Here is a 23,790-nt window from a genome sequence, read left to right on the forward strand (position 1 = left end):
AATCATGAAAACAATAATGTTTATTTTTTTGTGCTTAGTTCATAACTGTGTATCTGGGCAAGTTATAAAAAACATAAAAGTCTATTATCACGATGATCAAACAACAAAAAACAAGAATGTGTATAGAGAACTACAAAAAATTCAAGATAATCCAATTTGGTCACAGCCAGATAGGTTAGACATTGAGGTTATCTTCAGTAGCTTAATTAACATGAAGGATTATGAAAATCCAGAGAATATTATACAGGTAAGTTTAGAAGAATTATATCAAGCTACTTCTCTTGGAATGAGATATAGTAAGTTAAATAAAATTGGCAATTGGGTTCCAAATCAAGTGCTTTTTTCAGGGAATAATAATTTTGTTAAAGGAAATAAGCTTGTTATAAAAGACGTCAAATATCAAACAGCTTACTTTTTGAGCAGCTTACTATATAATAAAATTGGATTTAGAATAGTTGCATTGTATTATCGGAAAGATGTTGATAAGGTGGAAACGCTCACAAAAACGTATCTCTTAAGTCAAGATTGATAATTATTGAAATGTATAAAATTTAATCTAATTTTTCCAGCCATTCTGCTGTTTTGTAATTGTAACACTCACGAAGTAAAGACATATAATAAAAAGCCAAGAGAAGAAGGCATTGTCTTCCCAACCAAGAAGGATTCAATTCAAACGGACAGCTTTCAAACCCATAAATCGTCTAATGGCAGAAGACTTTCCATAGAAGGCAAATGGAAAGGAATAAGTGATAGCTCAGCTACTATTTCAGTTTCAGGAGAAGAAATATTTTATTATGATATTGGGGCTGGGTATAATTATTCATTTAAGCATGATACAATAAAGATTCTGTTTGATGATTATGATTATCAAGGAGTGATTAGTAAATTGGGGAAAAATACAATGATAATGAATGGTTTAGGTAAGTTTGCGGATCAAATTGATACTTTCGTACGTGTGAAACATTAAGAAATATCTACTATGTGGCAGAACGAACTTAGAACTTAAATTTAATACTAAATATTTTTTCTGCTATAGTCTATTTGAAATAGTGTCTTAGTTATAAATATTAAGATTTAGAGCCTTTGTATATAGGCTAATAACAGCGAGTATAAGTAGTTTAAAGGCGGTGCAACAATTTACTGACGTACAGCGACTACTACCCCTTTGGCAGCATGGCCAGGAACGGCGGCAACGGCTACCGCTACGAGTACCAAGGGGGCCTATGCCGAGAAGGACCCGGTGACCGGCTACAATAACTTTGACCTCAGGATGTATGACGGCAGAATTGGTAGGTGGCTGTCTATTGACCCAGAGGGCCAGTACGCCTCTCCCTACCTCGGCATGGGCAATAACCCGGTTACTACTAGTGATCCCACCGGAGGGGAAGATGGGCCAAATGATTATTATAGAAATGATATAACAGGTAAGACGGAATGGTTTAATGGAAGTGGCGATATCAAGGGATATACGCACTTAGGCGGAGAGGATTATACTTTTCTGATGAGGCCTCTTGCAGAAGTACAGATAAGAGGAGAAAATATTGGCATAGGTCAGCCTGGGTTAGTTGGAAGTATAATGCCTCTTTACGGTAGTGTACGCTCCTCAATTGATTACTTTCAACGCGGTAAGTGGGGATGGGGCACTTTTCAGGCAGCCATGGCGGTGTCAGATTTGTTCATGGCAAAAACGCTGGTTACAGCTGGGCTTAAACTGGGTGCCGGATTTATTGGTAATTTAACTAAAAAAGCAGTAGGTCCAACTGTTGATTTTGTTGCTGGAGTTGAAGCAAAATCTTTTGGAAAAGTTGTAGGGGAGGGCACAGTCCATGTTAGGCCGACTGTAGATGCAATTGAAGCAGGAACATTACGCCCTCGTAATATAAGGGGGTATTTGAATAGGGAAGGGCATGCATTATTGGATGGTAAACCGGCAGGTTATTGGCAGGAGTATCACACTTTAGAATTCGGAGGTAAATCACCCTTGAGGATTTTAAGAGGTGGGCAGGGAGAATATTTTTTAAGTCCTGATCACTATAAAAGTATTATTTCATTAAATTACTAATAAATTATGAGAGATTATACAAATAAATATTTTAGTGATTGCCTGGAGCAAATTGAGAAGGACAACAACGAAATTTTTTACTTGAATGATTTAGTCAGCGAAGAGTTTGTTTTCTTTAAGTATTTTTTAATAAGCAATTTTTACTACACTGCTACTATTGATAACTATAGTTATAGTATAGAAGATAAAAATAGTTTACTTGAAGCTTTGTATTATCAGCTTCACTTGATTACTATGCATGATTTAAATTGGGATGCTTTAGAAGAAGCGCTAAATGATTTTTTAGATAATTTGAAAGAATTCAAGTATATCTGTTTACTTTTTCAAAGAGGACGAAAAATTCAAGAAGTTTTGCAAGATGAATTAGAAATATTGGTGGGAATAATTCAAACTATTAATTCGAATTTTCAGTATAAAAGAGTTTTTCTAGTTTTAAATTGATTTATCGACTATAATATGTTTGTATAGATAAGTGTAAAGTCATCATATACATCACATATTAAACTTTAATGAATCAACAACACTATTTGTATTTATAGAGTTTGGATATGAATTAATTCTAGGCCTTATATAAGGTATAAGTATTAAGTTCAATTAGAAAAAAGTAAAAGTAGGTTGAAGTAGAATTCTCAAGGGCAACGTAAGCAGCGTGCGGGCGGTGATTGCCAGGAACAAGCGCAGCGACGGCACAGTGGATGTGCTTACCTACAGCGATTATTATCCTTTTGGCTCTATAGCCCGCAATGGTGGCAATGGCTACCGCTACGAGTACCAGGGGGCCTACGCCGAGAAAGACCCGGTCACCGGCTACAGCAACTTCGACCTGCGCATGTATGATGGCAGAATCGGCAGGTGGCTGAGCGTTGATCCTATGGGCCAGTATGCCTCACTTTATGAAGGCACAGGTAATAACCCCGTTAATGGCAGTGATCCCATTGGAGGAGAAGGCGGTCCCGGCCCTGGCTTTTGGAATAAGTTTTGGAACTCGGTTAACAATCTCATCGGCAGGGAAGCACCGGCACAACATATCATGCTCAAAGAAGTTATTGTACGGCCCAGCACCTGCTTAGGAGAATTGAGAGCGTATCGGCAGTAAGCTATAAAAGCCACAGGCAATCAGTGCAGGGTTATATGGGTATTAAGTAATCATTCACTTTTGCAGTGCTAAAAGAGATAAGCACAGAACAAACTTTGCAGGCGGTTTGTCTTATATTTGATGATGCCTTTAGATGCCGTTCATACCGTACCGGTTACTAAAATTGATGCCGCTGCACACCGTACTGAAACGGATGATGTATTGGCTGCCGAAGAACCGCTGGAGATCAGGCTGGCATTCGGCCAGCCATCGCACCCACAGGTGCAAAACGTGGCGGTTACCATGCGTACTCCCGGCAACGATGCCGAGCTGGCCACCGGTTTCTTATTTACCGAAGGCATTATACAACAGGCAGCAGATATTATTGATTGCCACCAGGCTTTATTTGCCTGTGCCGAAAACCGTGAAAACACCGTTCAGATAGATTTAGCGCCCGGCGTTAATCCAAATTTACAAAAGGCAGCGCGTAATTTTTATACCACGTCCAGCTGCGGCGTTTGCGGCAAGTCTTCCATTGATGCCATTCACACCGTAAGCAGTTATCAGCCCGAAAAAGGTGCCGCGCTGATCACCGTTGATCCCGCTTTATTTCACCAGCTTCCGGAAAGGCTTCGCGTACATCAGCAGATTTTTGCCACCACGGGCGGCCTGCACGCTTCCGCACTTTTTAACTTGCAGGGTGAACTTTTACTGATGCGCGAAGATGTAGGCCGGCATAACGCACTGGATAAGCTGATTGGCGCTGCCTTGCAAAGTGAGTTACTGCCGCTTAACCGGCATATTCTGTTATTAAGCGGCCGCGCCAGCTTCGAGCTGATACAAAAGGCAGCCATGGCGGGCATTAGCATAGTGGCTGCGGTAGGCGCGCCCTCCAGCCTGGCCGTGCAACTGGCGCAAGAATTTAATATCACGCTGATTGGCTTTTTGCGCAATCAGCGTTTTAATATTTATACCGTGCCGCAACGCGTGGCCGTTATTTAATCGTAATTATGAAAATCCGGATAAAAAATGATTCCTTGCGCTTCCGTTTAACCCGGTCAGAGGTTGAACGCTTTGCGCACGAAGGTGTAGTGGCCGAAAAGGTGCATATTGGCGATGAAACGCTTACTTATGTGTTGCAGCGCTTTGCCGGGCCAGCGCTTACAGCCACGCTGAAGAACAACATTATCACCATGAACGTGCCGGAAGCTGTTGCCGATGATTGGGCCACTACTAATCAGGTAGGTTTTGAATGTAAAGGCGAACCGCTATACTTACTGGTAGAAAAGGACTTTACCTGCCTGGATAATGTAGAAGAAGATCAGAGTGATAATTACCCTAATCCATTAGCGCAAAAAAACCATGAATGAGTTTGATGATACCCCAAAAGCCTTAACCCCTGCAGATTTGCACGAGTTAAAGGTAACTGAGCCAAAGAAATGGGCAGCAGGCATACCGGCTGTATTAGCCGCTTTTGAAGATGTATTACAGGAAACCGGCCCTACACGGGGCATGGGAGCCTTATTGAAAATGAACCAGAAAACGGGTTTCGATTGCTCCAGCTGCGCCTGGCCCGACCCGGATGATGACCGTTCGCCAATTGCCGAATACTGCGAGAACGGGGCAAAAGCGCTGGCTGAAGAGGCTACGCTTAAAAAGGTAACCAGTGAACACTTTGCCAGGTATTCTGTGGCGGAGCTTTCCAGGATGTCTGATATGGAGATTGGCAAAATGGGCCGCCTTGCCGAACCTATGTACCTGCCTGCGGATGGCACGCATTACCAGCCCATCAGTTGGGATAAAGCCTATCAAAAGATTGCTGAACACCTGAATGGCCTGGCTTCGCCTAATGAGGCCGCCTTTTATACGTCGGGGCGTACCAGCAACGAAGCCTCATTTATGTACCAGTTGTTTGTACGCGAATTTGGTACCAACAACATGCCCGATTGTTCCAACATGTGCCACGAGTCTACCAGCGTAGCCTTGGCAGAAGCTATCGGGATAGGGAAAGGCACGGTAACGCTGAACGATTTTTATGATACGGATGTCATTATCATTATGGGGCAAAATCCCGGCACTAACCATCCCCGGATGTTGACCGCCCTGGAAAAGGCCAAAAATAACGGCTCGAAAATTATTGCCGTTAATCCGCTTAAAGAAGCCGGTCTGATTGCTTTCAAAAACCCGCAGAGCCCCAAAGGCATCATGGGTATCAGTACTGCGCTTGCCGATTTATACCTGCAGGTAAGGATCAACGGCGATATGGCTTTGCTTAAAGCTATCGAGCTGTTGCTACTGGAAGCTGAGAAAACATCGCCCGGCAATGTGTTCGACCATGAGTTTATCAATACCAAAACTGCCGGTTATGAGCAGTTTATTGAAAGCCTGGAACGGTATAATGTAGAAGACCTGTCCGAATCATGCGGTGTGCCGGTAGCGCAGTTGCGTGAGGCTGCCAATATGCTGAAGGATAAAAAGCGTATCATTATCTGCTGGGCCATGGGTATTACCCAGCATCAGAATGGGGTAGATACCATTAAGGAAATTGTAAACCTTGCTATTTTAAAGGGTAGCATTGGCAAGCCCGGTGCCGGCCTGTGCCCGGTGCGCGGCCATAGCAATGTGCAGGGCAACCGTACGATGCTGATCTATGATAAGCCTTATGAAAAGCAGCTAAACAAGCTCAAAGAAGTATTTGGCTTTGAGCCGCCGCGAGAGCATGGTTATGACGTGGTGGACAGCATTAAGGCAATGCATGAAGGCAAGCTGAAAGTGTTTTTCGCTATGGGCGGCAACTTCATATCGGCTACGCCTGATACCAATTACACTGCCGAAGCCATGCGAAAGCTGGATTTAACCGTACACGTATCTACCAAACTTAACCGTAGTCATTTGGTGCATGGTAAGGAAGCCATCATTCTGCCTACCTTGGCCCGCAGTGATAAAGACCTAAGCGGTGACCGGGTACAGATCGTAAGCTGCGAAAATTCTATGGGCGTTATCCAGCAATCGAAAGGTACGCTGGAGCCGGTATCAAATGATATGCGCAGCGAAACTGTAATTTGCTGCGAACTGGCAAAAGCAGTGCTTGGCAATAAGACGGTTGTGGATTGGGATTTATATGCAGGCAATTACGACCGTGTGCGTGATGTAATTGAAAAGGTAATACCCGGTTTTGATGGTTATAATGTAAGGGTACGTAAGCCGGGCGGCTTCTATCTACCCAATAAACCGCGCACCGGCGAATTTGAAACGGATGATAATCCCGGCAAAGTAATGTTTACCATTACCCGCCTGCCGCAGCACCGGATGCATAAGGATGAGTACATGATGACTACCATTCGCAGCCATGACCAGTTCAATACTACCATATATGGTATGCAGGACCGGTATCGCGGTATACATAACGAGCGCCGCGTTATATTCATGAACGCTGAGGATATTGCAGTTGCCGGTTATAAACCTGGCGATAAGGTGGACTTGTTTAATGTATATGATGGGGTGGAGCGTGTAGCGCATTTGTTCGTTATTGTAGCCTACAACATTCCCGAACGCTGCGTGGCTACCTATTATCCCGAAACAAATGTGCTATTCCCAATAAGCGAGGTGGCCGAAAAAAGTAACTGCCCTACCACCAAACTGATTATGATCAAGCTCAGGAAACATGAGATAGCGGAGCATTGAATGATTATTTCAAATAAACAATAATGCCCCGGTTATTTGAATTGACCGGGGCATTCTTGTTTATCAGGTGTTTCTTACAATTAAAAACGCTTATCTGGATTTACCCGCATTATTAGCAGTTACATTTCCTTTATCATCGTTTGTATCATCATTTATACCGGTAACATAACCGGTGAAGAATACAGGTGTACGGTTTGTAATAATTACCTGTAAACTGGCGTAGCCGGTAGTGCTGGTGGTAAGTATAAGCTTTCTGTTGTAACCGGCATCTTTAGGGTTAACGGTAATAATATAGTTTTTCTTTTTAACCGTAACCTGATAGTCGTATTTGGTAGATGTAAACTTTACTCCATCATCAGTTGGGTTGTAGGGCGGAGCAAACTGCACTGTACCAAAGTAGGGGAGGTAAGCAATTACCGAATCGGGCCTGATGCGTACATCATAATCATAATTAAGGTAGCGCTGCCCGCCGCCCAAAGGTTGCACGTATTGCGCCACAAACCTATAGTTTCTGCTCTCAATGGCTTTTTTGATTGCTGCTTCCTTGCTGCTCTTGTTGCTTTGGGCACACAATTGGTTACTCAATATTATACAGGCAACCAGCACTCCCATATATCTTAATGCTTTCATATTTAAAGATTTACTGTTATATCATAACAGCAAAATCAGCATTTGGTGTATAACAAATGAAATAAAAAAGGGAGCCGCATTGAGGGCTCCCTTTTGATAGTAATGGATTTTTGCGTTAATGTATTAAATCAAATTCACGCTACGGTTTACAAACTCGGTAAGCTCGGCGCCGGTCAGTAATCCCTGCGATAATAAGGCCAGATCGAACGCTTGTTTAGCCAGCTGGCTTTGGGTGGCTTCGTCGGCTTCCAGCATCCGGCCAATCAGCTTGTGGTTGCCGTTTACAATTACTTTATAATTGTCGGGCATGCTGCCATAAAACCCCATACCGCCGCCACCCATGGCTGCCATATCTTTCATGCGGCGCATAAATTCATCCATAGTTACGGTTACCGGTAACTCTTCGGGGTTTAAGCTTTCCAGTTCTACCTTGTAGGCCGGGCGATTAATGGCCTGGTCGAATATCGCCTTTACTTTTTCAGTCTGTTCAGGCGTAAGCACTGTTTCAGGCGCTTCATCTTTCTTAATCAGTTTATCAGCTACATCAGCATCCACACGCTTAAGCGAAGTTTTTTCCAGCTTCTGCTCCAGCGTACTGATAAAGTGATTATCAATAGGGGAGTTCATCAGCAATACATCATAGCCCTTACGGGTGGCCGATTGGATGAAAGCATCTTGCTTAGCCGGATCATTGGTATAAATATAAACCAGTTGTCCGTCTTTGCCGGTTTGTACCGGCTCAACTTTATCTTTGTATTCACTCAAAGTAAAGTTTTGCTTCTCCGTATTGGTAAGCAGTACAAAATCCTTTGCTTTCTCCTGAAACTTATCGTCGCTTACATAGCCATATTTCACAAACAGCCCAATGTCTGGCCACTTCTCTTCGTAATTTTTACGGTCGGCTTTAAACAACTCATTCAGTTTATCGGCCACTTTTTTGGTAATGTAGGTGTTGATCTTCTTCACATTACTATCGGCCTGCAAAAAGCTGCGCGATACGTTCAGCGGAATATCCGGTGAATCAATTACTCCGTGTAATAACATCAAAAACTCCGGCACAATATCTTTTACCTCATCGGTAATAAATACCTGGCGGGAGTACAGCTTGATTTTATTGCGCTGAAAATCAAAGTCGTTCTTCACCTTAGGGAAGTACAGCACCCCGGTAAGGTTGAAAGGGTAATCTACATTCAGGTGAATCCAGAACAGCGGGTCTTCAGCAAACGGATATAACTCCTTGTAAAAGTTTAAGTAGTCTTCATCTTTGAGTTCCGAAGGGGACTTAGTCCAGATCGGATTGGTATCGTTGATGATATTATCAACCTCTACCGATTTGTATTTTGCTTTACCTTCCTCATCTTCGCCATCAGGCTCTTCTTCGGTTTTGGTGCCAAATTTAATGGGTACAGGTAAAAACTTGGCATATTTATCTAATATCTCCTGTAGTTTGAACTTAGCTAAAAACTCTTCTGATTCATTGTTGATATGCAAAATCACATCAGTACCCCGTGTGGTACGCGTACCTTCGGTAAGTTCAAATTCGGTGCTGCCATCACAAATCCAGCGGGCAGGCTCTGCGCCTTCCTGGTAAGAAAGGGTTTGAATTTCCACCTGGTCAGCCACCATAAAGGCAGAATAAAAACCCAAACCAAAGCGACCGATGATCTCATTGGCATCCTTGGCTTCCTTAAACTTTTCTACAAATTCTGTAGCACCCGAGAATGCAATCTGGTTAATGTATTTTTTGATCTCATCGGCCGTCATCCCCAGGCCATTATCAGAAATGGTAATGGTTTTGGCGTCTTCGTCAATGGCCACCTCTACCTGAAGTTTCCCTAAATCGCCATTGTATTGGCCTAATGAAGAAAGGCGCTTGATCTTTTGCGTAGCATCAACGGCATTGGATACCAGTTCGCGCAAAAAAATCTCGTTGTCTGAGTATAAGAACTTCTTAATGATCGGAAAAATATTTTCCGTGTGGATGGATATGGTTCCTTTTTCCTGCATAACAGTTATTTAGTTAAATTTTTGAGTAGGATTGATAACAGGGCATGAACAAGGCTTGTTCCAAATCCGGCCAACTTGTCAAATTGGCAGTTTTTGGTTGAAGTACGCATTGGGTTGTACGCCATGTTGATAAACGCCGTTGTGAAAATCAATTTATTTTTTTCGTAATTTGCAATCACTTACAAATGCCATTATATGAAAAAGATTTTATTTTGCGCACTGGCTGCTATGTTGATTTCGATATCAGCTTCGGCACAATTATTACCCAGCTTTCAGTTTGGTGTTAAGGGCGGGCTTAACATTACGCATTTTACCAAATCGTTTTATTCCAACTTCGACAGTGAGAACCGTGCTGGTTTCATTGGCGGTTTTTGGGCCAGGGTAGGCGGGGCCGGCCTGCATTTTCAGCCGGAACTTTACTATACCAGCAAAAATGCTACACTGTATTCTTCTGCTGCTTCGGCAAGTTCCATTAGTCCGTCTACCTCCACCACTTCCTATAAAGCCAATTTTAAAAGCATCGATCTGCCTTTGCTGATCGGCACCAAATTCGGCATTTTGGGCAACGGCGTGCGTTTAAATACCGGCCCGGTGGTATCGTTTGTAATCGACAAGGAAAACAGTTTCAAAAATGCTGTGGGCAGTGCTTATAACCTTGATGTAAAGGGGCAAAACTACGCCTGGCAGTTTGGAGTGGGCGCCGATATCCGCCGTATTTCGTTAGACCTGCGTTACGAAGCCGGCATCAGCAAGGTAACTAATGATAACAACGATAAAACCCGCATCAACCTGTTTAACCTTACTTTAGGTTATCGTTTGTTCTCGCTGTAAGTCTTAAATTGATACAGGGCTATTTCTAATTAATTTTTTTAAACATTGGTTTATTCGTGTTGTTGAAAGTAGTAATCAATATAAATAAACTAACACTAAAATCTATTTATGAAAGCAGCCGTATTTCACAAACCGGGCGACATCAGGTACGAAACCGTAGCCGACCCGCGTATAGAAGATGCCAACGATGTTATATTAAAAGTTACAGCAACTGCCATTTGCGGATCAGACCTGCATATTTATGATGGCTTTATACCGCAAACAGCCAATATGGTGCCCGGCCATGAGTTTATGGGTATTGTAGAAGAGGTAGGCCCATCGGTAAAGAACCTGAAAAAAGGCGACCGTGTAGTAGTGCCATTTCCTATTGCATGCGGGCATTGTTTCTTTTGTACTCACGGCGCCTCGCCGCATTGCGAAAATTCGAACTTTGAACATTATGGCCCTGAAGGCGGCTTATTAGATGAAAAGGGAGGCGCTTTATTTGGTTATACTGACTTGTATGGCGGCTACAGCGGCGGCCAGGCCGAATACGTGCGTGTACCTTATGCCGATATCAGCCCCCGCATTGTGCCCGATAACATGACGGATGAACAGGTATTGTTTCTTACTGATATTTTTCCAACCGGATGGTCTTCCATTGACTGGGCGCAACTAAAGGGCGGCGAAACGGTGGCTATATTCGGCTCCGGCCCGGTGGGTTTAATGGCACAAAAGGCCGCCTGGATTAATGGTGCAGGCCGTGTAATTGCAATTGACCCACTTAACTACCGCCTGGAGAAGGCAAAAGCCGTAAACAAAGTAGAAACGCTGAACCCGAACGATGTTGATGTGGTAGAAGCTATCCGCCAGATGACCGGCGGCCGTGGCGCCGATGTTTGCGTTGATGCCGTAGGTATGGAAGCACATCGTAACTTTTTCGACAAGGTAAAAGCCACTATCAATTTTGAGAAAGGTACGGATAGCGTATTGGAATTATGTTTCCGTGCAGTGCGCCGCGCAGGCACCGTTACCATGGTAGGCGTATATGGAACACCGTTCGATAATTTCCCTTTAGGGCAGATGTTTGATAAGGGGATTACCATTAAACAAGGCCAGGCGCCGGTACTTAACTATGTAGACCATTTGCTTGATCTGGTAAAAACAGAAAAGGTAGTATTAGATGATATCATCTCGCACCGTATGCCGCTGAGCGATGTATCAAAGGGTTACGATATATTTAAGAACAAAGAAGACGATTGCGTAAAAGTGGTGCTTACCCCATAATTTAAAGCAAGTGCTTTTTTGTTTAAAAGCCATACCTTAAAAAAGGGTATGGCTTTTTCCATTAAGCTGCAGTAAGTGCAGTAATAATAAGTAATCCTGTAATGCATAGTATAAATGCAAGAGAGTAGGCAAAACCTATACCCAGCATCTTTGAGATAGTACGTGCCCTGCTGCGATGATATACCGCTTTTAATGATTTATAGACGTAATAAATTATGGCGATGGTGCTGAACAGTTCAACCCAGTCCATAATTGAGCCTAAACTGTGCGGCAGCATAATTCTGATGATCATAACCACGGCGATAAACAGAAACAGGAAACAATGCAGGTGTATGGCATAGATCAGGTGCTCCACATAAAACTTATGGTTTTTTACAAAAGACAGCTTCAGTATCAGCGCAAACAAGGGGAGCAGTACAAACATCAGCTTTGGAATGGGTCTGTAAAATAAACTGTGTCACCCCCTGGCAGGCCCCATGGGGCCTGCCAGGGGGCGATTGCTACATCAAATCTAATATCATTCTTCCGGGAAACCAAATGGCCAGTTTCTGAGCGGTCATGGCCCAGTTTGAAAGCGGCATCGTCCATTTTTGTTTAATGTTGTTATGGGCCAGATAAATCAGTTTTAACAGGGCCATATCGGAGGTAAAGCCGCCTTTTGTTTTGGTGACCTTTCTGACCTGCCGGTGGAAGCCTTCGATGGTATTAGTGGTATAGATCAGTTTACGGACAGCTTCATCATACCGGAAATACGTGCTTAGCTTTGACCAGTTGTTACGCCATGATTCCAGTACCTTCCCATATTTATTACCCCACTTTTCTTCCAGCTGATCCAGGCGCAGCTCAGCCAGTTCCAGCGTTTCTGCCTGGTAAACCGGCTTCAGGTCTTTCATAAATACCTTCTGATCCTTAGAGGCTACATATTTCAGGCTGTTACGGATCTGGTGGACAATGCAGGTCTGGATCTCTGTTTGTGGGAAGACGGTATTAATGGCCTGCGGAAAACCGCTTAGGTTATCGATGCAGGCGATCAGGATGTCCTTTACCCCACGGTTCTGCAGGTCGGTCAGCACCGACAGCCAGAAGTTAGCCCCTTCGCTCTGAGAGACATACATGCCCAAAAGTTCTTTGTGGCCGTGACGGTCAATGCCCAGGATATTGTAAACGGCATGGGACACCATCCGGTGGTCTTCCTTAACCTTATAGTGCATGGCATCCAACCAAACGATCGTATAAAGCTCTTCCAGTGGCCTTGATTGCCACTCCTTTACTTCGGGGATGATCTTGTCGGTAATGGCAGATAAGGTGCTGTGGCTGATCTCCGTATCGTACATATCCCTGATGTGCCTGGAGATGTCACGCAGGCTCATCCCTAACCCATACATGCCGATGATCTTCGATTCCAGGCTTTCGGCAAGTATGGTTTCCCGCTTGCGGATCAGTTCAGGTTCAAAGCTGGAATTACGGTCACGGGGCGTATTGACAGATATTGTCCCATCAGACGTACGGACGTCTTTACTGGTCTTGCCATTCTTCCGGTTGCCGGAACTGCGCTCTGCTTGATCTAAATGGCTTTCCAGTTCAGCTTCCAAAGCTGCATCCAAAAAGCTTTTAAGCAAGGGCGCAAAAGCGCCATCCTTGCCATACAGTGACTTGCCCGAGCGGAGTTGCTCCAGGGCTTTCTTCTTCATTTGCTCGTACCCTAAGGGCGATTCTTCTTGTCTCATTATAAACTATGTTAAAGGTATTTATTTACGCTTTGACACAGTTTATTTTACAGCCTCTTTGGAATATTATGCTTAAAGTCTTCTAAGAAAACATCTTTCGCACGGCTTCCATATTTCGTATAATCAAAGTTCTTTTTAATAATGCCTTTTTTCAGCCAGTCATCTTTCGAGCTGTCCGGCAAGGCGGCTTGCCTTTTTAGATAAGCCTCATAGGTACTGTCCTTGGTCATGTGGAATATACCGCCCCTGCGGTTAGCGGCATTATCTTCCAAATCGTACTCATAGTCGCTGCCTTTGTTCCAATTAGTGCTTATACGTACCTTATGCTTCTTTTTACTCTTCTCGTTTTTAGCAATACCGGCTTTTATACCGTTGTTGATTTGTGCTTTGGTAGCCGGATCTAAATCTTCATTTTTATTAATCGCTGCTGTTAAAGTATCAGCCAGCTGCTCGTTGTTCATACTACGCTCGGCCACACGTTTTTCTTCTTTATTTTCCCTTAGTAACAACACAAAAAATATCAAACTGATGAAGATGTACATCTTTACCGGATGCAGGAACTGTGTACGCCTGCCGGCCATGTACTCATTAGTCAGTTTTCCGGGGGCGAAGAATAAAGGTTTAAGCGTATGAAAAAACTGGTGGTCAAAATGAAAGTAATCGCTTACAGCATGGTTAAGCATGTGTCCAAAACTTTCCTTGATTTCCAGGTTTTCCTGGCCGCAGTGGTGGCAAAATTTGCCCTGCAGGTCGGTTCCGCAATTTAAACAGTTGTTCTCGTGGCGATAATGTTTCTTCATGTTCAAGCCTTAACGCTAACTGTTCAGAATGAAATGAAATATATTTGTTAAGGTATTAGGCGTGATTAACAGCGTGTTCTGCTACTTTATTATGCTTATAGGTAAATATAAATGGAAATACAACGGCAATTACCAAAGCATAAGTTGCAAAGCACAACCATATGCCATGCCAGTTGTTGGTGCCATTAGCCAGCGTAAAATACTTATCGATAATTACACCGCTGATCAGGCTGCCGAAAAGTGCACCAAAACCGTTTACCATCATCATAAATACCCCTTGTGCACTGCCGCGTATTTCGGGCGTGGTTTGCGTTTCTACAAACAGCGAGCCGGAAATATTGAAAAAATCAAAGGCCATGCCGTATACAATGCAGGAGAGTATGATCATCCAGAAGCTGCCTGCCGGGTTACCATAGGCAAACAATCCAAAACGCAGCACCCAGGCCAGCATACTGATCAGCATCACATTCTTGATTCCAAACTTTCTTAAAAAGAAGGGTATAGCCAGGATGAACAGCGTTTCCGACATCTGTGAGATGGACATAATTATGGCGGGATATTTTACCATAGTGGTATCCTGATAAGCGGTGATGTTGCCAAAACTGTGCAGAAAAGGATCGCCGTAGGCATTAGTGAGTTGCAAAGCGGCGCCTAACAGCATGGAGAAGATGAAAAATACAGCAAATTTGGGTGTTCTAAACAGTGTGAATGCCTTTAAGCCCAGCAAATCAACCATCGAGGTTTTATTCTTTGTTTTAAATATAGGCGGGCATTTTGGCAAGGTGAATGCATAGATGCCTAAAGCCATCGCAACAACCGAAGCAATGTAAAACTGGTTGGAGGATTTCTCATTGTGCGTTAAACTCACCGTCCATAACGCCGCAATGAAACCTACGGTTCCCCAGGTACGGATAGGGGGATAGGTTTTTACCACATCCTGATTGCTGCTTTTTAAGGCCGAGTAGGCCACGGTGATAGATAGTGATAGGGTTGGCATATAAAACACCATATTAAGCAGCATCACCCAAAAGAAAACAGAAGGATCAGTGACCAGCGGTAAGCTAAATAACACGGCTGCCCCCAAAATATGCATCAGCCCGTAAAGCTTTTCGGCATTAATATATTTATCGGCAATGATACCGGTAAGGGCAGGCATAAAAATAGCCGAAATGCCCATGGTAGAAAATATAGCGCCGAATTGCGTGAAAGACCAGTGTTTATTTTGAGAACAATAGGTGCCGATAGTAATAAGCCATGCCCCCCAGATAAAAAACTGCATAAAGTTCATCGCAATTAAGCGAAGCTTAATGTTCATACCGTCTGGATTAAATCAGAAAATAGTTAACAATTAATTCAGCCTGAAAAGTAAGGAAATATATGCGGAATGCGAAGAGAGGAGGCTTAGAATTTCTGCCCCCTGCATACATAGTAAATTTACCTCCGGCGCATCATTGCCAGGAATGGGTGCCATTCTCTGCTGCATAAGTTAACCCTGCAAAGCGGCTCTGTAAGTTTGGAATTGCTTTGTACCTTGCAGTAACACGCTGTTATAGATAACTTATTACAAAAAGTACATGCCTATGATGCCTTCCGTTTATTCAGTTCATCACGCAGCTTGGCTGCTTTTTCATAAGCTTCATCGGCCAGTGCTTCCTGTAATTTAGCTTTTAGCTCTTCATCACTTAAAGAAGTATAATTTCCTGCAGCAGAAGGCGTTGTCTTTTCTTCCGGTGCTTCGCTCATATTTTCAAGATACACAAAGTCGTTACCTTCTATTACAATTCCGGCTGTTGACAGGATAAATTCGTAAGTGTAGATAGGGCAGTTGAAGCGTACCGCCATAGCAATACCATCAGAGGTGCGTGCATCAATTTCAATGGTCTTCTTCCCGTCTGAGCAGATGAGCTTGGAGTAGAATATTCCATCAATCAGGTTATAGATTATTACCTCCTGTATCTGTATCTGGTAAGCCTGGGCAAAGGTTTTAAACAAATCATGGGTAAGCGGGCGGCTGGGCGTCATCTTTTCAATCTCTATGGCTATTGCCTGTGCTTCAAAGCTGCCGATAATAATAGGCAGCCGCCGCCGGCCGCTTACCTCGCCCAGTACCAGAGCATAAGCGCCGGATTGCGTTTGGCTGTAGGATAAGCCTACAATATCCAGCTTTAATTTTTTCATGTTGTTACCCATCACAATTCACTCATATCAATAATTAAGCTGAGGCGCGGTACGCTTTTACAGCAGCCGTTAGCTTTGGTAATATCTCGGTGGCATCACCTACCATACCATAGTCTGCTACCTTATAAAACGGCGCTTCGGCATCTTTGTTGATAACTACAATAACTTTTGAGGCGCTTATACCCGCCAGGTGCTGAATGGCGCCCGAAATGCCTACGGCAATATATAAGTTGGGGCTAACGGTAATACCGGTTTGGCCTACGTGCTCATTATGCGGCCGCCAGCCCGCATCTGATACCGGCTTGGAGCAGGCAGTAGCTGCACCCAGCGCATCAGCAAGTTCTTCCAGCAAATGCCAGTTTTCGGGGCCTTTTAAACCCCGGCCGCCTGATACCACAATTTCTGCATCGGGCAAGGAAACCTTATCCGCAGCCCGAACAATCTCTTTTACCATCGCCTTAAAATCGTCCGGCCGGGTTTGTGGCGTAAAATCTTCTATTTGCGCATTACCCTGCTGCTCATTTACCTGGTAGGCATTGGGCGTTAAAGCAATTACCTTTATGGCCGAGGTAAGCTCTACGGTTGCAAACGCCTTACCCGAAAATGCAGTTTTCTTAACGGTAAACCCGCCGTTGGTTTGTTCGGGCAGCCCTATGGCTCCATCTACAATGCCGGCGGTAAGTTTAACGGCTACACGCGGCGCTAAGCCACGGCCCGAAAAAGAATTTGAAATCACGATCACCTCTGCACCTTCCTTTTTAGCCGCTTCGGCAATTACCGCAGCATAAGCCTGGTTTACAAAGTTGTTAAGCTGATCATTCGATACGTTCAGCACTTTATCTGCGCCGTAACTGCCTAAAGCAGTCAACTCATCTGCGGCTACATTACCAATAGAAACAGCGGTTACCGTAGTACCGGTTTGCCCTGCAATAGCTTTGGCATAAGAAACCGCCTCGTAAATGGACTTTTTGAATTTACCCTCCGTATTTTCGGCATATACTAAAACTGGCATGGTTGTATAGTCTGGTGTTTTGAGTCTGTAGATGATTAAATAACTTTGGCCTGGCTGTGTAATAAGCCAATTAATTGCTGTGTATCATCAGCGGGCAACATCTTCACCTGGCCGCGCGGGGCCGGCGTTTCGTAGCTGATAATAGCTGACAAGGTTTTAGCTTCTACCGGTTGTATTACGGCCAGCGGCTTGGTGCGGGCGGTCATGATGCCGCGCATATTAGGTATTTTGGGTTCGGCTACGCCTTCGGCTGTGCCGGCTACAAAGGGCAGGGGCAATTCAATTATTTCCTTGCCGCCTTCAATCTCACGCTCAACTGTTGCCTGCGTGCCGCTGATGTCGAGTTTTTTAATAATGGAAATGGATGGCATGTCCAGTAACTCACCTAACATAGCGGCTACTTTTGAGCCGTTATAGTCAATGGATTCGCTGCCGGTTAAAATCAAATCGAAAGGATTCTGCTGTACGTATGCCGCAATCTGTCCGGCTACAAAGTAGGCATCCAGCGGCTGGGCATTAACGCGAACAGCATCCGTAGCGCCAATGGCTAATGCCTTACGTATGGTAGCCTCGGCCGATGCTTCGCCAACGTGAATTACGGTTACCGTACCATTACCGCCATCAGTAAGTTCAATAGCCCGGGCCAGTGCAATCTCGTCATACGGATTGAGCACGAACTGAACACCACTGGTATTAAATTGTGTGTTGTTGCCGGTAAAAGTTACTTTTGTAGTGGTATCGGGCACATTGCTGATGCAAACCAATATCTTCATATCATAATCAGATTTGTGCAAATCTAACAAAAAACACCGATTTTAATATGCAGCCAGAAGGACGGTTAGCCAAGCTACTTGAATTTTTAAACAACGAACCCAATGATCCCTTTTTGCTGTATGCACTGGCAACAGAATACCTGCGCCTTAACCAAACTGCCGATGCGCTGCACTATTATGAACGGCTGGTAAGCGAGCACCCGGCCTATGTAGGCACCTATTACCATTTGGGCAAATTATACGAAAGCTTAAACAGAAAAGCGGATGCCGTTACCACTTACACGCAGGGAATGCAGGTAGCCCGTGCGGCCCGTGATAACCATGCCCTTTCGGAGTTGCAGGCCGTTTATAATGCCGCTTCCGGCCTGTACGATGATGAGGACGACGATGACTATTAAACATTAAAGTTTGAAAAACCGGCAATTGCTGTTTTTACGCGATGCGTTTGTATACACGTTTACAGCGTTTGGCGGCCCGCAGGCGCATATTGCCGTTTTGCTGCGCGATTTTGTGGAGAAGCGGCACTACGTTACCGAAGCGGAGCTGATGGAATTAAACGCTTTATCGCAGGTGTTGCCGGGGCCGTCATCTACGCAAACGCTGGTAGGTGTGGCCTGGAAGGTAGGCGGGATAAAACTGGCGCTGCTTACCTTTTTAATATGGGTGCTGCCCTCGGCGGTGATTATGTGTATTGCAGCCATCAGTTACCAGATGCTGGCGGCCAGCGGCAAGGTGGCGCATGTGCTCACCTTTATACGCCCGGCTGCCATCGGTATTGTGGCCTATGCAGCTTACAGTTTTGCCATACGGTTTTTAAATACGCCCATTAACCGCTTACTGGCATTATCTTCTGTTCTGGCTACGCTCATTTTGCGTAACCCTTATGCGTTTCCCATATTGATTTTACTGGGAGGGATAATTTCTTCAGCCCTGGAAACACAGCCGCACGAAGACCAGCTGCGGGTGAAGTTATTCTCACAAGTAAATCCTAAAAAACTGGCTTATTTTATTGGTATCCTGTTGATTTTTGCTGCCTTGGGTGCGCTCATTAACCGCACTTCGCCGTTCAGCCTGCCTGTTCGCCTGTTCGAAAATTTTTACCGTAACGGTATCCTTATTTTTGGCGGGGGGCAGGTACTGGTTCCCTTAATGTTTACCGAATTTGTAGAACTAAAGCATTACCTGAGCGAATCCGCCTTTCTTTCGGGTTATGCATTGCAGCAGGCGCTGCCCGGCCCCACCTTCGCTTTTACTTCGTTTGTAGGCAGTTTAAGTATGGGCAGTAACGGCTACGGATTGGGTGGCCAGGTAATTGGTGCTTTGGTTGCAGTAATAGGTATAAACCTGCCGGGTTTAATATTGATACTGTTTATTGTACCCTTTTGGGAAGACCTGAAAAAAATTGCACGCATTAAAAATTCATTGAGCGGTATTAACGCTGTAGCGGTAGGGTTTATGATTACAGCATTGCTGTTACTGGTTACACCATTTAACCAGAGCTGGACAGCATACCTCATTATGGCCGGCTCGTTTTTACTGCTGCATTTCACCAGGGTAAAAACACCGGTAGTTATATTGCTTAGTGTAGTTTTAGGCCTAATGTTTTAGCTGCTGAAAAAACACAGGCAAAGCGAAGCAACAAGTAAAGATACAGTTACCTGGCTGTAGTAAAGGCAAGCGATTTGCAACTTTACTTCAAAAGTATCCTTTTGATCTTAATGATTTTCTGTTAAAACGGCGGTTCATCCAGATCATCCATGCGGGAAGGACGAGTGATGCTGTTAGCCGGGTTGTCAAAATCAGTTGAAGGGTTAAGGCCGGTAAATGCATTGCCGCCCGGCGGCAGATAGTTGCCAATGCCCTGATCCAAATCGGTGAACTTCACATATTTGCCCACAAACTTTAAGCGTACCGTTCCGGTTTCGCCGTTACGGTGCTTAGCAATTATAATTTCGCCCACGCCCTGGGTTGGGTTATTATCTTCATCAAACTCCAGGCCGTAATATTCGGGGCGGTACAGGAACAGTACCATATCAGCATCCTGCTCAATGGAACCCGATTCACGCAAATCCGACAGCATTGGTTTTTTTGAACCGCCAGGCCGGTTCTCTACAGCACGGCTCAACTGCGACAGCGCTATCACCGGTACATTCAACTCTTTGGCTACCGTTTTAAGCGAACGCGATATCTGGCCGATTTCCTGTTCGCGGTTACCACCCTTGCCATCGGTTTTACCCTGCATCAATTGCAGGTAATCGATGATAATCATCTGAATATCATACTGTGATTTCAGGCGGCGGCATTTCGCCCGGAACTCGAAAATGTTAAGGGCCGGCGTATCATCAATAATCAGCGGTGCCTGCTCCAGGCGGCCAATTTTAGAGTGAATCTGCTGCCATTCCCATTCCTCCATTTTTCCCTTACGTATCTTTTCCTGCTCAATTTCAGATTCGCCCGATATCAGGCGGTTAACCAGCTGAACAGCCGACATTTCGAGTGAGAAGACAACTACCGGCTTGTTAAAATCGACTGCGGCATTGCGGGCGCAGCTCAGCACAAAGGCCGTTTTACCCATAGCCGGCCGGGCGGCTATAATTACCAAATCTGATTTCTGCCAGCCTGAGGTCATGCGGTCCAGCTCCGTAAAGCCGGAGCCGATACCTGTAAGGCCATCTGTTTTGCTTCGAAGGGATTCAATTTCCTTTAACGTTTCATGCAGGATATCATCCATTTTGCGCGAATCGCGCCGGAGGTTGTTCTGGGCAATGTCAAACAGTCCCTTTTCCGCTTTATCCAGCAAATCCAGTACATCGGTGGTATCTTCGTAAGCGGTATTTATGGTATCAGTAGAAATACGTATCAACTCACGTTGAATATATTTCTGAATAATGATACGTGCATGATATTCAATATTGGCGGCCGAGGCTACCCGGTTGGTAAGTTCAGTAATGGCATATGCGCCGCCTACCATTTCCAGCTCGCCCTGCTGGCGCAATTGTGCAGTAACGGTAAGAATATCAACCGGAGAAGTGCGTTCAAATAATGTACGTATGGCGCTAAATATTTTCTGATGCGCTTCTACATAGAAAACTTCAGGCTTTAATACGTCTATTACGGATGATAATGCATCTTTTTCGAGCATTAATGCACCTAAAATAGCTTCTTCCAAATCGCGGGCCTGTGGCGGCAGCTTACCCAGGTTGCTGGCCGGGGCAGTTGTAAAGTTGCCTCTGCGCCCTGTTCCTGCTTTGCTAAAAGTGTTACCGCTGTTCTCTCCTTCAAATACCATAGCAAACAAAAATAGCTAAAATAGGGGCGGGGTTTAAGCACCTGTTTTTAGTTACTGGCCACAGCAGTGAATTTTGGTGCATATAATCCACAAGTTATCAACAATTAATGTGGATAACTTTTATCAGAATGACTTCATCTGCCTGTTTCACCCCACAAGCGTAGATTTAGGCTGAATGTACTTTTTGTGGATAACTATTTAAGGTTACTCTTTATGGCTAATTTTTGTTAAGGGTGTTCCGGTAATTTAGCGTTACTTTTGCGCCTTAAACAATTCAGGTTTATGTATAATAACTCCCGCCCGCGCCAGGAACAGAACCAGATCGTATTTGGCATCAGGGCTGTTATAGAAGCCATTACTTCGGGTAAGGAGATTGAAACCCTATACCTGCAACGCGGCTTAAGCGGTGGTTTAATGTATGAACTGAAAGGTGTTTTGCAAGAGCACCAGGTGCAGGCACAGTACGTGCCGGTAGAAAAATTAAACCGGCTCACTACTAAAAACCATCAGGGAGCGGTGGCTTTTATCTCTTCTATTGTTTATCAAAAAATCGAAAATATAATTCCTGATGTTTTTGAACGGGGAGAAACACCGCTGATATTAGTGCTGGACAGTATTACAGATGTACGTAATATGGGCGCTATCGCCCGTACTGCAGAATGTGCAGGTGTTCATGCCATCGTTGTGCCCGCCAAAGGTTCCGCACAGATTAATGCAGACGCTATAAAAACTTCAGCAGGCGCTTTATTTAAAATCCCTGTATGCCGGGCGGATAACTTATTACACACCGTAAAGTTTTTGCAGGAATCAGGTTTACAGGCCGTATGTTGCACAGAAAAGACCAGTGAGTATATCTATAAACCTGATTATACCGCACCTACAGCCATCATTATGGGTTCTGAGGATGAGGGCATACGCAGTGAACTGATCCGCATTGCTGACCATTTGGCGAAAATACCCATGCAGGGCACCATTGAATCGCTTAATGTTTCAGTATCCGCAGGCATAATAATTTATGAAGCTATAAGGCAGCGGGGAGGGGAATAGAATTAAGAAAATAGAATCAAGAAACAAGAGCTAAGAATCAAGATTTAGCTACAAATTATGTCTTGATTCTTGGCTCTTGTTTCTTGATTCTATTTTATATGTACTTCGTTCCAAACTTTTGCTTTACATCGGCAACTACCTGCTTTATGTTCTGCTCCTGGTCGCGCGGACAAATGAGAAGCGTGTTATTTGATTCAACTACAATATAGTCGTGCAGTCCCTGCAATACCACCAGCTTTTCATCCGGTACATTCACCATACAGTTGGATGAATCGTACATAATAACCTTCTCAGAAGGGATTACCGCATTGCCTACATAATCCTTTTCGGCCAACTGGTAAATGGAAGCCCACGTACCCAAGTCAGACCAGCCAAACTCCGAAGGAAGCACATATACATTACCGGCTTTTTCCATTATGCCATAGTCGATAGAAATATTTGTGCATTGCTGGTAAGCCTGATTAATATGAGCTTTCTCGTTTTCAGTATTATAATTTGAACGTGCCTCGGCAAAAATTTCATGCATATCCGGCAGATAAATGCCGAAAGCATTTACAATATTTTTGGCTGACCATACAAATATACCCGCATTCCACAAAAAGTCGCCGCTTTGTATAAACGTGCGGGCAATATCCAATGTGGGCTTTTCTGTAAATGTTTTTACTTTATGAAATTCTTCGTTGAGCGTTTCGTCGGTATATTGTATGTAGCCATAACCGGTATCCGGCCTTGAGGGCTTGATGCCCAGCGTAATCAGGCAATCGTGCCGGGTAGCAGTTTGTAATGATTTTTCAATAGCGGCAACAAAAGCGTCTTCATTTAATATCAGGTGATCAGAGGGGGCCACCACAATGGCGGCATCGGGGTTGATGCTTTCAATTTTAAACGAGCCATAAGCTACGCAGGGAGCAGTGTTGCGCATTACCGGTTCAGTTAATATCTGGCCATCGGTTATATCAGGCAATTGCTCTTTTACCAAACCGGCATAACTTTCATTGGTAACTATATAGATATTTTCTTTGGGGCAAATTTTCAAAAAACGCTCGTAGGTATTTTGTATTAATGTTTTACCGGTGCCAAGGATATCAATAAACTGCTTAGGGTAAGAGGTGCGGCTAATTGGCCAGAAGCGGCTTCCTATGCCACCGGCCATAATTATAGCGTAGTAATTGTTATTCATGAGTGGGTATAAAAGTAAGCTTAAGTATCAGCTTATGAAAATAACTGCAAACCGGTAATACTAAACCAGCCGGGGCACAGTTAATTTGTTGCTGTAATGAATGAACAAAAAAACAAAATGTTTTCAATGAAAATCATATTTGTTCAATATTTTAACATTGCAGCAGGCAATAATTAAAAAAATTTGTTATTTTGAACTTTATTTTGATTTAAGGAAATCCACTTAGAAA

At 44.1% G+C, this 23,790-nt stretch carries 24 protein-coding genes; 13 read left to right on the forward strand and 11 right to left on the reverse strand.

Features of this window, described 5'->3' with window-relative positions; genetic code table 11:
• Nucleotides 1–4: 4 nt before the first annotated feature.
• The 8 genes from ACY652_RS15910 to ACY652_RS15945 all read left to right on the forward strand — a co-directional run bounded on the left by ACY652_RS15910 (nt 5) and on the right by ACY652_RS15945 (nt 6,821).
• Nucleotides 5–529 carry a hypothetical protein gene (locus ACY652_RS15910; protein WP_462265369.1) on the forward strand — a complete coding sequence of 175 codons (525 nt, stop codon included), beginning with the start codon at nt 5–7 and terminating at the stop codon, nt 527–529.
• A gap of 6 nt (nt 530–535) precedes the next feature.
• The gene (locus ACY652_RS15915; RefSeq protein ID WP_462265370.1) at nt 536–967 is read left to right on the forward strand and encodes a hypothetical protein; all 432 of its coding nucleotides are present in this window, start codon (nt 536–538) and stop codon (nt 965–967) included.
• 198 nt (nt 968–1,165) lie between these two features.
• Nucleotides 1,166–2,062 carry an RHS repeat-associated core domain-containing protein gene (locus ACY652_RS15920; protein WP_462265371.1) on the forward strand — a complete coding sequence of 299 codons (897 nt, stop codon included), beginning with the start codon at nt 1,166–1,168 and terminating at the stop codon, nt 2,060–2,062.
• Between the two features lie 6 nt (nt 2,063–2,068).
• Nucleotides 2,069–2,503 (forward strand): barstar family protein, encoded by a 435-nt coding sequence (locus ACY652_RS15925; protein WP_462265372.1) that lies wholly within the window; start codon nt 2,069–2,071, stop codon nt 2,501–2,503.
• A 217-nt stretch (nt 2,504–2,720) separates the two neighbouring features.
• The gene (locus tag ACY652_RS15930; RefSeq protein ID WP_462265373.1) at nt 2,721–3,158 is read left to right on the forward strand and encodes an RHS repeat-associated core domain-containing protein; all 438 of its coding nucleotides are present in this window, start codon (nt 2,721–2,723) and stop codon (nt 3,156–3,158) included.
• Nucleotides 3,159–3,278: 120 nt separating this feature from the next.
• Nucleotides 3,279–4,139, forward strand: coding sequence for a formate dehydrogenase accessory sulfurtransferase FdhD (fdhD, locus tag ACY652_RS15935; RefSeq protein ID WP_462265374.1), 861 nt, complete (start codon nt 3,279–3,281; stop codon nt 4,137–4,139).
• Nucleotides 4,140–4,147: 8 nt separating this feature from the next.
• Nucleotides 4,148–4,507 (forward strand): DUF7009 family protein, encoded by a 360-nt coding sequence (locus ACY652_RS15940; protein WP_462265375.1) that lies wholly within the window; start codon nt 4,148–4,150, stop codon nt 4,505–4,507.
• Nucleotides 4,500–6,821 (forward strand): FdhF/YdeP family oxidoreductase, encoded by a 2,322-nt coding sequence (locus ACY652_RS15945; protein ID WP_462265376.1) that lies wholly within the window; start codon nt 4,500–4,502, stop codon nt 6,819–6,821. The genes ACY652_RS15940 and ACY652_RS15945 overlap by 8 nt, the downstream gene beginning before the upstream one ends.
• A 90-nt stretch (nt 6,822–6,911) precedes the next feature.
• On the opposite strand, the gene ACY652_RS15950 is transcribed toward ACY652_RS15945, so the two are convergent.
• Together ACY652_RS15950 and htpG are read right to left on the reverse strand one after the other, a co-directional pair.
• The gene (locus ACY652_RS15950; protein ID WP_462265377.1) at nt 6,912–7,451 is read right to left on the reverse strand and encodes a DUF4251 domain-containing protein; all 540 of its coding nucleotides are present in this window, start codon (nt 7,449–7,451) and stop codon (nt 6,912–6,914) included.
• Nucleotides 7,452–7,574: 123 nt separating this feature from the next.
• On the reverse strand, nt 7,575–9,458 hold the full coding sequence (gene htpG, locus ACY652_RS15955) for a molecular chaperone HtpG (RefSeq protein WP_462265378.1): 1,884 nt from the start codon (nt 9,456–9,458) through the stop codon (nt 7,575–7,577).
• A 195-nt stretch (nt 9,459–9,653) separates the two neighbouring features.
• Between htpG and ACY652_RS15960 the strand changes: the two genes are divergently transcribed.
• Together ACY652_RS15960 and ACY652_RS15965 are read left to right on the forward strand one after the other, a co-directional pair.
• Nucleotides 9,654–10,289: a porin family protein gene (locus ACY652_RS15960; RefSeq protein ID WP_462265379.1), complete on the forward strand. Its 636-nt coding sequence runs from the start codon at nt 9,654–9,656 to the stop codon at nt 10,287–10,289.
• A gap of 108 nt (nt 10,290–10,397) precedes the next feature.
• On the forward strand, nt 10,398–11,555 hold the full coding sequence (locus ACY652_RS15965) for a zinc-dependent alcohol dehydrogenase (RefSeq protein WP_462265380.1): 1,158 nt from the start codon (nt 10,398–10,400) through the stop codon (nt 11,553–11,555).
• A gap of 61 nt (nt 11,556–11,616) precedes the next feature.
• On the opposite strand, the gene ACY652_RS15970 is transcribed toward ACY652_RS15965, so the two are convergent.
• The 7 genes from ACY652_RS15970 to ACY652_RS16000 all read right to left on the reverse strand — a co-directional run bounded on the left by ACY652_RS15970 (nt 11,617) and on the right by ACY652_RS16000 (nt 18,045).
• Nucleotides 11,617–11,979: a hypothetical protein gene (locus ACY652_RS15970; RefSeq protein WP_462265381.1), complete on the reverse strand. Its 363-nt coding sequence runs from the start codon at nt 11,977–11,979 to the stop codon at nt 11,617–11,619.
• Nucleotides 11,980–12,055: 76 nt separating this feature from the next.
• Nucleotides 12,056–13,282 (reverse strand): IS256 family transposase, encoded by a 1,227-nt coding sequence (locus ACY652_RS15975; protein WP_462264682.1) that lies wholly within the window; start codon nt 13,280–13,282, stop codon nt 12,056–12,058.
• A gap of 47 nt (nt 13,283–13,329) precedes the next feature.
• Entirely contained in the window at nt 13,330–14,082 is a 753-nt protein-coding gene (locus ACY652_RS15980; protein WP_462265382.1) for a DUF3667 domain-containing protein, read from the reverse strand.
• Between the two features lie 55 nt (nt 14,083–14,137).
• On the reverse strand, nt 14,138–15,397 hold the full coding sequence (locus tag ACY652_RS15985) for a nucleoside permease (protein WP_462265383.1): 1,260 nt from the start codon (nt 15,395–15,397) through the stop codon (nt 14,138–14,140).
• Between the two features lie 263 nt (nt 15,398–15,660).
• Nucleotides 15,661–16,260 carry a bifunctional nuclease family protein gene (locus ACY652_RS15990; protein ID WP_462265384.1) on the reverse strand — a complete coding sequence of 200 codons (600 nt, stop codon included), beginning with the start codon at nt 16,258–16,260 and terminating at the stop codon, nt 15,661–15,663.
• Nucleotides 16,261–16,294: 34 nt separating this feature from the next.
• Complete coding sequence (locus ACY652_RS15995) at nt 16,295–17,272, reverse strand: electron transfer flavoprotein subunit alpha/FixB family protein (protein WP_462265385.1); 978 nt, start codon at nt 17,270–17,272, stop codon at nt 16,295–16,297.
• Nucleotides 17,273–17,307: 35 nt separating this feature from the next.
• Nucleotides 17,308–18,045, reverse strand: a complete 738-nt coding sequence (locus ACY652_RS16000; protein WP_462265386.1) for an electron transfer flavoprotein subunit beta/FixA family protein — start codon at nt 18,043–18,045, stop codon at nt 17,308–17,310.
• A 47-nt stretch (nt 18,046–18,092) separates the two neighbouring features.
• On the opposite strand from ACY652_RS16000, the gene ACY652_RS16005 reads away from it, so the two are divergent.
• Together ACY652_RS16005 and chrA are read left to right on the forward strand one after the other, a co-directional pair.
• A complete protein-coding gene (locus tag ACY652_RS16005; RefSeq protein ID WP_462265387.1) occupies nt 18,093–18,443 on the forward strand; it encodes a tetratricopeptide repeat protein in 351 nt (116 codons plus the stop codon).
• A 10-nt stretch (nt 18,444–18,453) separates the two neighbouring features.
• Nucleotides 18,454–19,653, forward strand: coding sequence for a chromate efflux transporter (chrA, locus tag ACY652_RS16010; RefSeq protein WP_462265388.1), 1,200 nt, complete (start codon nt 18,454–18,456; stop codon nt 19,651–19,653).
• Between the two features lie 121 nt (nt 19,654–19,774).
• On the opposite strand, the gene dnaB is transcribed toward chrA, so the two are convergent.
• Nucleotides 19,775–21,334 carry a replicative DNA helicase gene (gene dnaB / locus ACY652_RS16015; protein ID WP_462265389.1) on the reverse strand — a complete coding sequence of 520 codons (1,560 nt, stop codon included), beginning with the start codon at nt 21,332–21,334 and terminating at the stop codon, nt 19,775–19,777.
• Between the two features lie 282 nt (nt 21,335–21,616).
• Between dnaB and rlmB the strand changes: the two genes are divergently transcribed.
• Nucleotides 21,617–22,381, forward strand: a complete 765-nt coding sequence (gene rlmB, locus ACY652_RS16020) for a 23S rRNA (guanosine(2251)-2'-O)-methyltransferase RlmB (protein ID WP_462265390.1) — start codon at nt 21,617–21,619, stop codon at nt 22,379–22,381.
• A gap of 94 nt (nt 22,382–22,475) precedes the next feature.
• Here rlmB and ACY652_RS16025 read toward each other — a convergent pair whose 3' ends face one another.
• Nucleotides 22,476–23,561: a mannose-1-phosphate guanylyltransferase gene (locus ACY652_RS16025; RefSeq protein WP_462265391.1), complete on the reverse strand. Its 1,086-nt coding sequence runs from the start codon at nt 23,559–23,561 to the stop codon at nt 22,476–22,478.
• Nucleotides 23,562–23,790: the final 229 nt, after the last annotated feature.

This window comes from Mucilaginibacter sp., assembly GCF_965200995.1.
Taxonomy (GTDB): domain Bacteria; phylum Bacteroidota; class Bacteroidia; order Sphingobacteriales; family Sphingobacteriaceae; genus Mucilaginibacter.

Excerpts from the sequence above, each read along its gene's own strand:
- htpG (WP_462265378.1), bottom strand. The coding sequence starts at position 9,458 with ATGCAGGAAAAAGGAACCATATCCATCCACACGGAAAATATTTTTCCG.
- ACY652_RS15995 (WP_462265385.1), bottom strand. The coding sequence starts at position 17,272 with ATGCCAGTTTTAGTATATGCCGAAAATACGGAGGGTAAATTCAAAAAG.
- ACY652_RS16005 (WP_462265387.1), top strand. The coding sequence starts at position 18,093 with ATGCAGCCAGAAGGACGGTTAGCCAAGCTACTTGAATTTTTAAACAAC.
- fdhD (WP_462265374.1), top strand. The coding sequence starts at position 3,279 with ATGATGCCTTTAGATGCCGTTCATACCGTACCGGTTACTAAAATTGAT.
- ACY652_RS15945 (WP_462265376.1), top strand. The coding sequence starts at position 4,500 with ATGAATGAGTTTGATGATACCCCAAAAGCCTTAACCCCTGCAGATTTG.
- ACY652_RS15960 (WP_462265379.1), top strand. The coding sequence starts at position 9,654 with ATGAAAAAGATTTTATTTTGCGCACTGGCTGCTATGTTGATTTCGATA.
- dnaB (WP_462265389.1), bottom strand. The coding sequence starts at position 21,334 with ATGGTATTTGAAGGAGAGAACAGCGGTAACACTTTTAGCAAAGCAGGA.
- ACY652_RS15985 (WP_462265383.1), bottom strand. The coding sequence starts at position 15,397 with ATGAACATTAAGCTTCGCTTAATTGCGATGAACTTTATGCAGTTTTTT.
- ACY652_RS16025 (WP_462265391.1), bottom strand. The coding sequence starts at position 23,561 with ATGAATAACAATTACTACGCTATAATTATGGCCGGTGGCATAGGAAGC.
- ACY652_RS15990 (WP_462265384.1), bottom strand. The coding sequence starts at position 16,260 with ATGAAAAAATTAAAGCTGGATATTGTAGGCTTATCCTACAGCCAAACG.
- rlmB (WP_462265390.1), top strand. The coding sequence starts at position 21,617 with ATGTATAATAACTCCCGCCCGCGCCAGGAACAGAACCAGATCGTATTT.
- ACY652_RS15965 (WP_462265380.1), top strand. The coding sequence starts at position 10,398 with ATGAAAGCAGCCGTATTTCACAAACCGGGCGACATCAGGTACGAAACC.
- ACY652_RS15950 (WP_462265377.1), bottom strand. The coding sequence starts at position 7,451 with ATGAAAGCATTAAGATATATGGGAGTGCTGGTTGCCTGTATAATATTG.
- ACY652_RS15910 (WP_462265369.1), top strand. The coding sequence starts at position 5 with ATGAAAACAATAATGTTTATTTTTTTGTGCTTAGTTCATAACTGTGTA.
- ACY652_RS15970 (WP_462265381.1), bottom strand. The coding sequence starts at position 11,979 with ATGTTTGTACTGCTCCCCTTGTTTGCGCTGATACTGAAGCTGTCTTTT.
- ACY652_RS15925 (WP_462265372.1), top strand. The coding sequence starts at position 2,069 with ATGAGAGATTATACAAATAAATATTTTAGTGATTGCCTGGAGCAAATT.
- ACY652_RS15940 (WP_462265375.1), top strand. The coding sequence starts at position 4,148 with ATGAAAATCCGGATAAAAAATGATTCCTTGCGCTTCCGTTTAACCCGG.
- ACY652_RS15975 (WP_462264682.1), bottom strand. The coding sequence starts at position 13,282 with ATGAGACAAGAAGAATCGCCCTTAGGGTACGAGCAAATGAAGAAGAAA.
- ACY652_RS16000 (WP_462265386.1), bottom strand. The coding sequence starts at position 18,045 with ATGAAGATATTGGTTTGCATCAGCAATGTGCCCGATACCACTACAAAA.
- ACY652_RS15980 (WP_462265382.1), bottom strand. The coding sequence starts at position 14,082 with ATGAAGAAACATTATCGCCACGAGAACAACTGTTTAAATTGCGGAACC.